A 13,508-nucleotide genomic window follows, 5' to 3' on the forward strand; every position below is an offset into this window, starting at 1 on the left:
CTTGTTTTATCGGAGTGCCCATGGCGCGCGTTACCGTCGAAGATTGCGTTGATAAGGTTCCTAACCGTTTTGATCTTGTTTTGCTTGCCGCACAGCGCGCACGCGAGATTTCTGGCGGTGCTGAACTGACCCTCGACCGTGACCGGGATAAGAACCCGGTTGTTGCTCTGCGCGAAGTTGCCGAGCAAACGATCAAGCCGAAAGACTTGAAAGAAGGCGTCGTCACCAGCTTGCAGAAAATCCTGCCGGACGATGAAGACGAAGCGGATGAAGTCGCATCGCTGAGCCAATCTGCGGAAGCATTGCGGATTACGGCATCTGCGCCGACCCGCTCAACCTCGATCGGTTCCGATTACGAGGGCTAATAGCTCCGGCGGCCCACCGGGTTTGATCCCGCTTATACGCTGGACATAGGCCCCGCCAGGTCATGAGAAGGCCGCTCCTTATCGGGGCGGCCTTTCTCGTTCGGACAACATACTCGCCTTCTGAAGCAGCCTTCGCTACGTTGCCAATATGAGCGGGGACGGCATCGAAGCAGTGGGGCAAATTGCAGAGGGCGGCTTGGCTGCCCGGGCAGTGGAAAATGAACATGGCGAAGGTGCAGCGCAGGCGGCCACCAAAGGCCACTTCGATGAAAGCGAATGCCTGAATTGCGGGGCCGCCATCACCGGCCCGTATTGCAGCCAGTGCGGGCAGAAAGCCCATTTACACCGTACCTTGGCTGCGTTTGGCCACGATCTGATGCACGGTGTGTTGCATCTGGATGGGAAGCTGTGGCGGACCTTGCCTTTGCTGATGTTCAAGCCCGGCGAAATTACCCGGCGCTATATCAATGGGGAACGGGCCAAATTTGTATCGCCCATGGCGATGTTCCTGTTTTCGGTCTTTCTGATGTTTGCGGTATTCCAGCTGGCCGGGATAACCACGCCAACGAACATCGAACAATCGGCTGATCTGCAGCCGGATTTAACGCAGGCCCAAGCCAACGCCGAACAGCAAATAGACGAAGCGCGGGCCAGCCTATCCGAATTGTCACCAGATGATCCGGAACGGGCAGAAGCGGAACGCAGATTACAAGATCTGGAAACTGCGGCGAAGGGAATTGGGCAGCTCACTGATGTGCTGGGCCAAGGCGATAATTCTGAAGTCAGCTTTAATGGCACCGGGATCAAGAGCTTTGACGATGGCATCATCAAGAAATGGCGCGAAAACCCCAGCCTGATGCTGTATAAGATGCAAAATAACAGCTACAAATTCTCGTGGTTGCTTATTCCCATTTCAGTCCCGTTTGTGTGGGTGCTATTTTTCTGGAAGCGCCGTTTCAAAGTCTATGATCACGCGATTTTCGTTACCTATTCGCTGGCGTTTATGTCGCTATTATATCTGGCATTGTCAGTTTTGGGGATCGTCGGGGTACCGCTGCAGATTGTGATATTGTCAGGCATATTCGTGCCCATTCTGCACATCTACAAACAGCTCAAATACGGCTATGAATTGTCACGCCGCGGGGCATTGTGGCGCACAATATCGCTCGCCAATATGATCCTGTTTGGCGTGGTGTTCATATTCCTGTGGCTGTTGCTGCTGCTGGGCGCGCTTTAGCAGGGGTATTTCTTCTTCATTAGATCGAAGAACGCCATACGAACGGTCGTGCTGCTCCGGCGGGATACGGGGTATGTGCTGAAGTGCTTCATCAATTCACCACTGTCCATCGCGCCCTTCTTCGGCGGGCAGCTATGCGGGGCCTTACCGGCTTTCTTGTCGCTCGTAATCCGCGCGCGATAGGTCTTGGCAGCGCCCTCCACTTCACCTTTAACGATGCCCATCTCGCTGGACATAACAGCCAGCGGCCCCTTCGCCATCAACGCCTCAGCCTTGGGCATAAAGACGGCCAGTGACATATCGCCAGCCTTGGCCGCGAGCGGTGATGCAGCAAGACTGGCAGAGAGAACAGCGAGGGCAACATAGCGCATAGAGAAAGGGCTCCTGAATAATCAGAAGCCCTTGTCTTGGATTAGCATTGAATATCGGGTGAACCGGTATTGGCCGGTATCAGGCACCTTGCGGCGTTGCACCGCCCGATCCACCGAATTTTTTCCCGGCTTTGGGAATGGTGGAACCAGAAACAGGTTTCACTGTACCCGTTCCCGTGGGTTGGTCAGGCCGGTCCATCTTGCCCGTTTCCATCAGCTGGTTAATCTCATCGCCGGTGAGCGTTTCATATTCCAGCATCGCTTGAGCCAGCAGATGCAGCTTGTCTTCCTGCGATTTCAGCACGTCTTCTGCACGCTTCAGACCGCCTTCAACCAGCGCTTTGATCTCTGAATCGATCAGCTTGTTGGTCTCTGCACCGCCCATTGTGCGCTGCGTCTGACCCATGCCCAGATAACCTTCCTGGCTGGCTTCATATTGCAATGGGCCAAGCTTTTCAGACATACCCCACTTGGTCACCATATTCCGCGCCAGGTCGGTGGCGTATTGGATATCTGACGATGCCCCGCTGGAGACTTTGTCGTGCCCGAAAATGATATCTTCTGCGACACGTCCGCCCATCGCGACCGCCAGGTTGGCGTGCATTTTATCGCGGTGGTACGAATAATTGTCCCGTTCCGGCAAACGCATGACCATGCCCAATGCGCGGCCGCGCGGAATGATAGTCGCCTTGTGAATCGGATCCGATGCCGGCTCGTTCAGCGACACCAGCGCGTGGCCGGCCTCGTGATAAGCAGTCATCTTCTTTTCTTCTTCTGTCATGACCATGCTGCGGCGTTCTGTGCCCATCATGACCTTGTCTTTGGCGTCTTCAAATTCCTGCATAGCGACCAGACGCTTGTTACGGCGCGCGGCCAGCAACGCGGCTTCATTGACCAGATTGGCCAGATCAGCACCGGAGAAACCGGGTGTCCCGCGCGCGATCGTGCGTGCATTTACGTCAGGCGCCAAAGGCGTTTTCTTCATGTGAACGCCAAGGATCTTTTCCCGTCCATCAATATCTGGGATCGGGACAACCACCTGACGGTCGAACCGGCCCGGACGAAGCAACGCAGGATCGAGTACATCGGGGCGGTTGGTTGCCGCGACAATGATGATACCTTCATTGGCTTCAAAACCGTCCATCTCGACCAGCAATTGGTTGAGTGTCTGCTCGCGTTCATCATTGGAATTTCCAACGCCATTACCGCGGTGGCGGCCAACAGCGTCAATCTCGTCGATAAACACAATGCACGGCGCATTCTTCTTCGCCTGTTCAAACATATCGCGGACACGGCTGGCGCCGACACCGACAAACATTTCAACAAAGTCAGAGCCCGAAATTGTGAAGAACGGCACGCCTGCTTCACCCGCAATAGCGCGGGCCAGCAGCGTTTTACCGGTACCAGGCGAACCGACCAGCAATGCGCCTTTGGGGATTTGACCGCCCAGTTTGGAAAAACGCTGCGGGTCTTTTAGAAACTCGACAACTTCTTCCAGTTCTTCGCGCGCCTCATCAATACCGGCGACATCGTCAAAGGTAACTTTGCCCGAGCGCTCGGTCAGCAACTTGGCTTTGGATTTGCCAAAGCCCATCGCACCACCAGCGCCGCCACCCTTTTGCACCTGACGCAGAGCAAAGAATGCAATGCCCAAAATCAGAATGAATGGCAGGGACTGGATCAAGATATAAAGCAGCGGATTCATCGTATCGCGTGCTGCGCCGGAATAGGTTACGCCTTTTTCCTCCAGCAGCTCGGTCAACTTACTGTCCGTTGCGACAGGCACGGTGGTGAAATATTCACCGTTTTTCAGCTTGCCGGTAATCTTGTCCGGACCGATCTGGACTTCCTCCACAGAGCCTTCCGCGACTTTATCGCGGAAACCCGAATATTGGATCTCGGTCGAGGCGGGCTGGCCAGCGCCGCCAAACATGGTCACCACCAATAGCAGTGCCATAAAAATACCACCCCAGATCATCAAACTCTTGATCCATGGGTTGGGTGCTTGTGGTTCGTTATCGTCGTTCATCGGCGAAGGAGTCCTTTCTCACCTTGATAATGTAGGGTGGGACAAGTGAATGGCAAGCTAATGCAAGGATAAGCGGACCGGTTTGTTTTTCGATTACTCTGATCGACCATAGGTTTTGAGGAACACATGGACCGCGCCATCAATCCTTTCCTGATTGCGCTGCGCATCCATTACAGCGCCAAAACGCCGTTCCAGATCGGCAAAACCCTTGCACATCGAAACAAATTGTTCGGCGGCCAGATACAGATCATCGATCTCCAAGCGGCCGCATTCCACTTCATTCGCCAGCCAACCTGCAAAAGTCTGACGCATATTATATGGGCCTGCCTGCAAGAACGAGCGGCCGATTTCCGGTTCATGCTCGGTTTCAGCGGCGATGCGCAGTTCAAACCGGGTCATTTCCGGACGAGCCAAAAACGCCGTCATGGCTTCACCCAGTTCGCGCAAACGCAGGCTCAGATCTTTGCCCTCGCTCACATCCAGATCGAAATAGTCGCGCATTTTTTCGCACTCATGTTCGACCGTGGCTTTGAACAGCCCCCGCTTATCTCCGAAGTGATTATACACTGTCACCTTGGAAACACCCGCCTTGCTGGCAACTTGCTCAATCGCAGTTGCCGCGAACCCTACCTCGAAAAACATTCGGGATGCTGCCGCGATTATCGCCTCGCGCTTGGCCGCATCGGCAGGCCTGCCGATACGCGAATTCATTTTTTCAGCGGGCTCTCTTGACAAAGTGAACGGCTCCGTTCAGTTAAACGATACCGTTCAATATGTAGGGTAGTGATGTACGAATCACAACCCGCATCAACCGAGAGGCATCTGCGTGCTCTGGATCGCCATCCGAATGCTCACCGGCGACAAGCAAAAGTTCTATGGCTTGCTGTTTGGCATTGCCTTCTCAACCTTGCTTATCACCCAGCAGCTGACGATTTTCGTCAATCTGGTCGAACGCGGGGCGAGCGGCGTGTATAACGTCACAGAGGCCGATGTGTGGGTGATGGACGAAGTCAGCCGGACCACCGAGGTCAACTTTGCCATGCCCTCAACCGCGCTGGACAAAGTGCGCGGCGTAACCGGAGTTGACTGGGCGGTGCCGCATTTACGCGCGGTTGCATCGGTGCGCACGAAAGATGGCGATCTTGAAGGCGTCGAGATTATCGGCGTGGATGATGCCACTTTGATCGGCCTGCCGCCCAGTATGATTGAAGGCAGCAAGTCGGTTCTGTTTCAACCCGACAGCGTCATTATTGATGATGTCGGCACCACGCGTATGTTTGAAGGCGGCATCAGCCCGGTGGGCGAGCGGCTCGAACTGAACGATCAGCGCGCGGTGATACGCGGCGTCGCGGATACGATACCGAGCTTCACCAGCCAGGTCGCTCTCTATACCAAATATAGTCAGGCGCTGCGTTATGTCCCGGGATCACGCAACCGGTTGAGTTTCGTGCTGGTCGGCACATCGGACGGGGTTTCGAGCGAAGAACTGGCCGCGCGCATATCGGAAAAGACCGGCCTCAAGGCTCTCCCGCGTGAAAAGCTTGCCCAGAACGGCATCGATTTCATTATGGAAAATACCGGAATTCCGCTGAATTTCGGGATAACGGTTATTCTCGGCTTCATTGTCGGGGTGGCGATTGTCGGGCTGACATTCAGCCTGTTCATCCGCGACAACATCAAACAGTTCGGCGCTCTCAAAGCGATTGGCGTCACCAACCGCAAAATTGCCGGAATGGTTGCCGCACAGGCATTTATGGTCGGAATGATCGGCTATGGTTTGGGTGTGCTGGGCACGGTCGCATTCATCTACTCCTTCTCCGGCGATCCGACGTTCAAAGGGTTCTATATCCCGTGGCAAGTGCCTCTGATTTCGCTGGTCGCCATGGTGCTGATCATTGTGCTGACCGGATGGATTGCCCTGCGCGGAGTGATGAAAACAGAACCGGCGGCGGTGTTCAGATGAGCGTTTCCGATACCAAGCCCCAACCCGCCATCCGCACCCGCGGTGTCACGCGCGATTTCAAAGCCGGACAGCAGACCATCCGCGTCCTGCACGGCATTGATCTGGACGTCTGCCCGGGAGAGCTGACCTATCTGGTGGGCGAATCCGGATCGGGCAAAACCACCATGATTTCGATCATGTGCGGGATTTTGTGGCCGACCGACGGCGATGTGGAAGTTTTCGGCACCGATATCTATGCGCTGTCGGACAATGAGCTGGTCAATTTCCGGCTGCAAAATATCGGCTTTATTTTCCAGCAATATAATCTGATCCCCTCGATTGATGCGGCCTCGAACGCCGCCGTGCCCTTGATCGCCCAAGGCATGAACCGGCTCGAAGCGCGCGAGCGCGCCGTGGCGATGCTGGAGAAGCTCAATATTGGCGATCAGGCGGCCAAGCTGCCCAACCAGCTATCGGGCGGACAGCAGCAGCGGGTCGCAATTGCCCGCGCTCTGGTTCACGAACCAAGACTGGTCGTCTGCGATGAACCGACCGCTGCCCTCGATGCAAAATCGGGCCGCAAAGTGATGGATCTGCTGCGCGAAGTGGGCGTGGCGGAGGACCGCTCGGTCATTATCGTCACCCATGATAACCGCATTTTCGATCTCGCCGACCGTATCCTCGTTCTGGAAGACGGACGCATCACCCATGACGGCACCGACATGCCGGACGACCATTAACCCCGCCCGATAAAGCCCAAGGAACCAACCGATGGCATTGCTCCCTGAAAATTTCAGCTTCTCGCGCAAAGTGCTACCCGTCATTGCGGTGATTGGCCTCATTATCGCCGCCATCTTTATCTGGAATGGCTTGCCCGACCGTGAATTGTCGGACCCCGATCAGGAGCCGCCGCGCGCCAGCGGTCAACTCGCAGATTCCGCGCGCGTTGCCGGAGCCGGTCTGGTGGAGCCGTCCAGCGAACTGGTCGATATCGGCACCGCACTGCCGGGCATCATTACCGACCTGCGTGTGCAGGCCGGTGACTTCGTGGAAAAAGGCCAAGTGCTGTTTACGGTCGATGACCGCGCGATCCGGTCCAGTCTGAACGAAAGCAACGCCGCCATCGCCGAAGCGCGCGCCTCGATCAATGAAGCGCAAACCGCGCGCCGCACAGCGCAGCAGCAATTGGCTTTGTACCGCCAGGTTGAAGATGCCGCCGCTGTCTCGCGATCCGAAGTCATCCGCGCCGAGGGCGAAGCGAGCGCCGCGAATAGCCGCCTGCAGCTCGCCCGTTCGCGCCTCAATGCGGCGGAAGCCCGCGCGGGAAGCGCACGGACAGAGCTGGGCCGTTTGACCGTTCGCGCACCAATGGCGGGGGAAATTCTCGCCGTGAATATCCGTCCGGGCGAATTTGTTTCCACGCAGGGCGGCGGGAATAGTGCGCCCTTTATCCGCATGGGTGAAACGCGCCCGCTCTATATCCGGATCGATATTGACGAGGCGGATATCAACCGCGTCAGCATGGGCGCGCCCGCCACCGTCTCCCCGCGCGGCGCGGCAGGTGAGCAAGTGCAAGCCAGCTTTGTCCGGGCGGAACCGCTGGTTGTGCCCAAAACATCGCTGACAAATTCAGCCGCCGAGCGGGTCGATGTGCGGGTGCTGCAAGTGCTCTATCAATTGCCCGAGACAGACGGGCTTTTCCGTGTCGGGCAGCAAGTCGATGCGTTTATTCCGGCCAAGGGAGACAAGACTGCTGAAGACGGGCCCGCTGAAAAAACCGCCGAAAGCGGTGACAAGGGCGCAGAACAGGGCGACGGCGAATGAGACGCGCGCATCTATTGCTAACCGCTGCGGCTAGTCTGGCTGTGAGCGCCTGTGTCGCGGGACCGGCCCCCGAGATCGCGACACCGCCGCCCGAACTGCCGCAAAGTTTTGCCTTCAGCGCCGCCGCCAGCGACACGGCCACAGTCGCAGCATTGCTGCCGGTGTCCGATCCGGCCTTCACAGCCTTGGCGCAGGCAGCCTTGGACAACGGGCCGAGCATTCTGGAAGCCGCCGCACGGGTCGATAGCGCGAGAGCGCGCGCCTCGGGTGCAGGCGCAAACCGGATGCCATCGGTGAGCGGCAGCGTATCGGCCACTGGCACGCGGACCAATGCCGCGCAATTTGGCGACAATCTGCCCGGCGGATTTTCCATCGATACCGAGCAATTATCCTATGGCGGAACATTGTCCGCCGCGTGGGATCCCGATCTGTTTGGCCGCTTGCGCGCGCAGGAACGATCTGCCCTCAGCCTGACCGAAGCCGCCGGAGCCGACGCCGCCGCCGTGCGTATTTCGATCCTTGCGGAAATTGCCGGGGCGGTGATTGACTGGCGTACTTTGTCAGCGCGCGAGGATGCTCTGGGCGAGGATCTGGTTGCAGCCGAATCGCTCGTCGCTCTGGCCGATATTCGCGAGCGCGCCGGAATTGCGCCCGGCTTTGACCGGGTCCGCGCAGAAACCGCTGCCGAGCAAAGCCGAAGCCGGATCAGCGCATTGGATAGCCAGCGGGCGCAGATTATCGGGCGATTGGTGGCATTAACCGCGCAATCCGGCCAGCAAGTCCGCGATGCGTTGAGACTGCTTGCCCCCGGCGCGAGTACACCCGCAGCACCCGCAAGCGCACCATCTGCATTGCTCACCAGCCGTCCCGATGTGCAGGCAGCCGCCGCACGGCTCGCCGCGAGTGACGCGGATCTCTACGCCGCTGCTGCAAACCGTTTCCCGCAATTGACGCTATCGGCGGCGCTTGGTCTGCTGACTTTCGACACCAGCACTCTGCTTGATGATGATGCGATAGCCGGTTCGGCGGGCGGATCGCTGCTTGCGCCATTGTTTGATTTTGGCCGGATACAGGCGCAAATCGACAGCGCGGCGGCGGATAAACAGGCCGCCTTCCAAGCCTATCGCGGCGCGGTATTTGGCGCGCTGGGCGATGCCGAAGCGGCATATGGCCTGGTCGCGGCAGCGGACCGGGAGCTGCAAGCCGCGATGCGCGAGGAAGCCAGCGCGACCCGCGCCGCAGAACTTGCCGATGTGCGTTTTCGCGCCGGTCTGGCCAATTTCCTCACCGTACTCGATGCGCGCCGCGTGGCCGATAGTTCGGGCGAACGGGCCGCTGCCGCACGCGGCCGGGCAGAGCGGGCGCGGGTTCTGTTATGGCAGGCATTGGGCGGCAATGAAGGACGTATCGCGCGCTAAATCGCCACCCGGTCGATCAGCCAATAGGCGCCGGTAATGCCGATGCCGTAAGATGCAATCCGGACCGCTGGTTCCATCGCGGCGCTGGCGGCTTTGCGAATAAGGGCGAGCAGCGCCAGCACCGCCGCAACCACTAGCAATTGGCCCGCCTCAACCCCCACATTAAACGCCAGCAATGCGGCGACAATATCTCCCTCCGGCAAGCCAATTGATGTCAGCGCACCGGCAAAGCCGAAGCCGTGCAGCAGGCCAAACAGAAACGCCACAATCCACGGGAAGCGCCGCGTCCATGTGCGGGGTGTGCGGATATCAAGATGCGTGTCGGCGGCTTCGTCTGCGCCGCGCAAAATTTCCACTGCAAGGAACACAATCGACAGCGCGATCAACGCCTCCACCGGCCCGCCGGGCAGACCGACAAAGCCTAGCGCAGCCGCCGCCAGCGTGATGGAGTGCGCGAGGGTAAAGGCAGTCGCAGCCGCCACAACCATTCGCCAGCTCTGCACCAGCAAGACCAATGCGATCACAAACAGCAAGTGATCCCAGCCCGCCAAAATATGCTCGACCCCCAATATGAAATAGGTTTTGAGCACCTGCGCAGTGTCGGGCTGCACTGCGATCACTGCCTCAGGATTGGCCGCCGTCAGCCGCAATGCCTGCGCCGGTTCTTCCAGCGGTTGGATCCGGACCAGCATATCTGCTTGGCCGGTTAAGCCGGGCATGGAAAATGCTTTACCGGCAATAGACCCTTCGCACCCGGCAGTCGCTGACCCGATGATCGCAGCTGCTGCGGTACCGACCTTTGCCTCGCCCGAATATTCGCAATTATCCGGTAGAATGGGCGGAGAAGGCGCGTCGGTAGGCGGGGTGGTATAAGGCAATTTCCAACCGATCGACCATATGCCGGATTGGGTTTCGGTCAGTTCAAGATAGCCGGGCCTCAGCTCATCAGCTTGGGCTGGCACCGAACACATCATCGCCAACAGAAAGGCGGCAATCCATCTCACTTTTGGATATCCACCTGATAGGCATCGCGCAGCAATTGATAGGCATCATCGCGCCGCTGGGCCAGAGTTTCATTGCGCCAGTCACTTTCCACCCGGCCCCGAATATCGACCAAAGGGGGCACGCGGCCCGCAGTCCGGGCGCGCAGCCGGATAAGATGCCAGCCGAACCCTGATGGCACCGGCCCGGTCCAATCCGGTGATGGCTTACCGCCGTTCAAGCCCTCCAGAAACGCAATGCCAAACTGCCTTTCGATGGCCCCGGCCGTGCCAGCATCCATCGTCCCCGGCAGAGAAATGGTGTCGCCCATATCCGCCCCGTTCTGGCCGCCTGACAGGCTTTCCAAAGCTGCAATGGCAGTATCCTTGTCAGCGAAATACAGCTGATCAAAGCTGTAGGTAGTATCGTCTGCAAAGCGGTGCGGATTGTCCGCCAGCCATGCTTCCAATGTGCGATCGGAAGGCTGGGCGGTTTCCGCGATACTGGTCGCCAAATAGTCCATCTTATTGGCGAGCCGTTTGCGGACCACTGCATCATCGCGGTCTAAACCCAGCCGCAACGCCTCGCGGTACAGCACCTCTTCCCGCAGCCAGGTTTCGGTCAGGCTGTCCAGCTCTGCATCGGTGGGCGGGCGTTGCATCATCTGTTCCCACTGCAAAGACAGTCGCGCGCGATCTTCCTGCGTGATGGTGATATCGCGGCTGGCCGGATCAGCGGGTTCGCCTTTCCAGACAAAGAACGCAAAAACCGCAGCACCGGCGACCAAAAAATGCACCAATGGCTCACGGGCCCAGTTGGGTAACGTCATGATATTTTTGCCCCGATATCAGGCCGTGATCTAGCTTTCTTGCGTTGCATCGGTTGCTGGCGGCCCGACCCATATGGGTGATGTGTACGCCCGTTCCTGAGACACAGAATCGGCCAGCGCCTCCGCGCTCAATTCAAAACCGAACCGGACCGCGTCAAACAGGGTCCAGCGCGGAGTCGGGATTTCCAGCACGCGGACATAATAAAACGCATTCTGCCCTTCGCTATATTCCGGATCGGCCCAGACTGTCTGCAATTCAGGGGCCCCGATATCATTGGTATAGGTCGCTGCCGCGCGATCTACTGTATCGCCAACGCCGGGCACTTTGCCGCCCACGGGCCGGCGGGAATCCATGTCGGACCAGACAACATCGAACACTTTCTCGCGCAGCGCGCCATCGGCTGTGATCCAGCCTTTGACAATTTGAACGCGGTCCAGATGGGCACCGTCGGGGTCTTTCAAGGCTGATACAATGAATTGCGGAGCGCTGCCATTATCAGACAATTCCCCGCCCATTGGCACGCCTTTAGTATAGGCGTTTTCCACCCAATCAGCAGTGAAATCATTGTCGGAAAAATCATATCCGCCAAAGAAACGCACCACCATGCGCGGGCCGGTGGTGGCGTACACTTCCCGCCGCATCATGGCATCGAAAATTTCGGCTCTGGTGTTTCCCTTGGCCCAAACCGCCGCATAACCGCTGGCGAGATAATGCCAGCCAAAACGGCCCACCCGGGTTCCCAAATTTTGCGGCGCATTGGCCCGCTCACCATTGGGTTCATTGCCGGTATGCTTGCCGAAGAAATTATCCTCGTCAGCCGTGGCCAGACTGGTGTGGCTGTCGGTCGAGCCGATCATCCCGAATTTATACGGGTTCACACCGGTTTGCTGTTCAATCGACAGTCCGCGCTTCAACGCTTCACGCAGATATTCACCAGCCAGTTGAGAATCTTCTTTGGCTTCGGTCAAAGACAGATTGCCAATCTCCCACCCGACATCGCCAAAGTTCGCGAATTCATCATTGGGTGAAAGAAACGGATGCGATTCGCTGTCGCCCTTGATCTGTGTTGCCTCAACCACCGGCTCTCTTTGCGCACGTTTGCGCGCATATTCCGCCGTCATCGGGCCACCATCAGGGGTAGTCAGCTCAAACATCAAGCCATTGGACAGGTTGGAATTATGCGGGATTGCCAGCACCCGGCCGCCGGTTGCCTCTTCATAAGCGTCCATATAATCGAACAAGCCATCAACCTGCCCGTCCAGCCCGGGGAAAGGCAATGTTTTGGATGTCTTGTCATAGCCATCCCGGTACATCACCACGCGGTGCAAATTGTTCCCGCCCGGCATCAATGTCCATTCATAGCCTGCAATCGGCGTGAAAGTGCCGGGATCATAAAACTTGTCGAGTGTGGCCAGATGCTTGGTCCAGATAGTCCGCGTCGCCTTTTCCTGATTTTCAGGATCGCGCAGCGCCTCTGGCAAGGTGCCATTGGAGGCAGCAGTAATCAGTTCGCCAATCGCCCGTTGCGATTGTTCTGGCGATTCGTGCATCATGTCGTGCCACTTGAGCAGGGTCGGATCCTGAATGGCGATACGCGGTGCATCATATAACCGGCGCGTTGCACCAAGCCCGTCGCTGTGATCGGCAATCACCAAGAAATCGAGCGGCCGCGCAATCTGGGCCTCCATACCGCTGGTCGCGGTTACTTTTTCGCCGCGCGCGAACCGCAAAGCCGCCTCAGGCCCAAGCCGGGTACCAAACCCGAATGCATCGATCGAATTGTCTGTGTGAAGATGGGTGTCACCCCATAAAACCTGCTGCGGATAGGGGGTCAGTTCAACGCTGGCTTCGGCATTGGCAACCTGACGCGCTGTCGCCTCTGGATTATCACGGCCAAACAACCACCAGCCTGCCCCAGCAATCAGTACAATGACTGCCGCGATTCCAAGATACTTCTTCACATGCCCCTCCACGATCACGCTTATCGGTGATTCCAGCGCAAACAGTGCCAGAGTTTACGCTTAGGTCAAGGCTGGGACTTTTTGAGCAATGCGGAACGGCTGCACCGGACAACCACTTCGTTACGCTGATTAAGCAGTTCATGTTGGAACGTTACAATCCCCGCAGTGGGGCGTGACTTGGACTCTTTCAAAGCTGTCACTTCGCTGGTCGCTCGCAACGTATCGCCGATGAACACCGGCTTGGGCATCACCAAGGCATCATAGCCCAGATTAGCGACCAATGTTCCCAAGGTCGTGTCGCCCACGGACAGGCCAACCATCAAGGAGAAAGTGAAAGTGCCATTGACCAAAATCTGGCCAAATTCGGATTCCTTCGCCGCTTCTGCATCCAAATGCAGGGGCTGCGGATTGTGGGTCATGGTGGAGAATAACAGATTGTCTGTTTCCGTAACGGTGCGGCGAATTTCGTGATCAATCCGGTCGCCAATCGCCCACTCGTCAAAATACCGTCCGGCCACACGCGCTCTCCTTACAATTCACTTTTCATCCA

Annotated in this window: 13 protein-coding genes; 6 read left to right on the forward strand and 7 right to left on the reverse strand. The window is 57.6% G+C overall.

Annotated elements, in window-relative coordinates; genetic code table 11:
• Positions 1-20 precede the first annotated feature (20 nt).
• The gene (gene rpoZ, locus HKD42_RS09770; protein ID WP_170012880.1) at positions 21-365 is read left to right on the forward strand and encodes a DNA-directed RNA polymerase subunit omega; all 345 of its coding nucleotides are present in this window, start codon (positions 21-23) and stop codon (positions 363-365) included.
• 148 nt (positions 366-513) lie between these two features.
• Positions 514-1,602, forward strand: coding sequence for a DUF3667 domain-containing protein (locus HKD42_RS09775; RefSeq protein ID WP_170012882.1), 1,089 nt, complete (start codon positions 514-516; stop codon positions 1,600-1,602).
• Here the strand turns inward: HKD42_RS09775 and HKD42_RS09780 are convergent.
• From HKD42_RS09780 to HKD42_RS09790, 3 genes are all read right to left on the reverse strand, one after another.
• The gene (locus HKD42_RS09780) at positions 1,599-1,973 is read right to left on the reverse strand and encodes a hypothetical protein (RefSeq protein ID WP_170012884.1); all 375 of its coding nucleotides are present in this window, start codon (positions 1,971-1,973) and stop codon (positions 1,599-1,601) included. The genes HKD42_RS09775 and HKD42_RS09780 overlap by 4 nt on opposite strands.
• A 79-nt stretch (positions 1,974-2,052) precedes the next feature.
• A complete protein-coding gene (ftsH, locus tag HKD42_RS09785) occupies positions 2,053-4,002 on the reverse strand; it encodes an ATP-dependent zinc metalloprotease FtsH (protein ID WP_170012886.1) in 1,950 nt (649 codons plus the stop codon).
• A 93-nt stretch (positions 4,003-4,095) separates the two neighbouring features.
• The gene (locus HKD42_RS09790; protein ID WP_170012888.1) at positions 4,096-4,713 is read right to left on the reverse strand and encodes a TetR/AcrR family transcriptional regulator; all 618 of its coding nucleotides are present in this window, start codon (positions 4,711-4,713) and stop codon (positions 4,096-4,098) included.
• 115 nt (positions 4,714-4,828) lie between these two features.
• On the opposite strand from HKD42_RS09790, the gene HKD42_RS09795 reads away from it, so the two are divergent.
• Genes HKD42_RS09795 through HKD42_RS09810 form a run of 4 tightly spaced genes read left to right on the forward strand, consistent with a single transcriptional unit; the run spans position 4,829 to position 9,186 of the window.
• Positions 4,829-5,965 (forward strand): FtsX-like permease family protein, encoded by a 1,137-nt coding sequence (locus tag HKD42_RS09795; RefSeq protein ID WP_170012890.1) that lies wholly within the window; start codon positions 4,829-4,831, stop codon positions 5,963-5,965.
• Positions 5,962-6,684: an ABC transporter ATP-binding protein gene (locus HKD42_RS09800; RefSeq protein WP_211483576.1), complete on the forward strand. Its 723-nt coding sequence runs from the start codon at positions 5,962-5,964 to the stop codon at positions 6,682-6,684. The genes HKD42_RS09795 and HKD42_RS09800 overlap by 4 nt, the downstream gene beginning before the upstream one ends.
• A gap of 31 nt (positions 6,685-6,715) precedes the next feature.
• The gene (locus HKD42_RS09805; protein ID WP_170012894.1) at positions 6,716-7,768 is read left to right on the forward strand and encodes an efflux RND transporter periplasmic adaptor subunit; all 1,053 of its coding nucleotides are present in this window, start codon (positions 6,716-6,718) and stop codon (positions 7,766-7,768) included.
• The gene (locus tag HKD42_RS09810; protein ID WP_170012896.1) at positions 7,765-9,186 is read left to right on the forward strand and encodes an efflux transporter outer membrane subunit; all 1,422 of its coding nucleotides are present in this window, start codon (positions 7,765-7,767) and stop codon (positions 9,184-9,186) included. Before HKD42_RS09805 ends, HKD42_RS09810 begins: the two co-directional genes overlap by 4 nt.
• On the opposite strand, the gene HKD42_RS09815 is transcribed toward HKD42_RS09810, so the two are convergent.
• The 4 genes from HKD42_RS09815 to HKD42_RS09830 form a co-directional block, all read right to left on the reverse strand.
• Positions 9,183-10,190, reverse strand: a complete 1,008-nt coding sequence (locus HKD42_RS09815; RefSeq protein WP_343042307.1) for a HupE/UreJ family protein — start codon at positions 10,188-10,190, stop codon at positions 9,183-9,185. The genes HKD42_RS09810 and HKD42_RS09815 overlap by 4 nt on opposite strands.
• Complete coding sequence (locus HKD42_RS09820) at positions 10,187-10,996, reverse strand: peptidyl-prolyl cis-trans isomerase (RefSeq protein ID WP_170012898.1); 810 nt, start codon at positions 10,994-10,996, stop codon at positions 10,187-10,189. The genes HKD42_RS09815 and HKD42_RS09820 overlap by 4 nt, the downstream gene beginning before the upstream one ends.
• 30 nt (positions 10,997-11,026) lie before the next feature.
• Positions 11,027-12,958: a DUF3604 domain-containing protein gene (locus HKD42_RS09825; protein ID WP_343042308.1), complete on the reverse strand. Its 1,932-nt coding sequence runs from the start codon at positions 12,956-12,958 to the stop codon at positions 11,027-11,029.
• Positions 12,959-13,023: 65 nt separating this feature from the next.
• A complete protein-coding gene (locus HKD42_RS09830; protein WP_170012899.1) occupies positions 13,024-13,476 on the reverse strand; it encodes a MaoC/PaaZ C-terminal domain-containing protein in 453 nt (150 codons plus the stop codon).
• Between the last annotated feature and the right edge of the window lie 32 nt (positions 13,477-13,508).

The sequence above is a fragment of the Pontixanthobacter rizhaonensis genome, assembly GCF_012972675.1.
Lineage (GTDB): Bacteria > Pseudomonadota > Alphaproteobacteria > Sphingomonadales > Sphingomonadaceae > Pontixanthobacter > Pontixanthobacter rizhaonensis.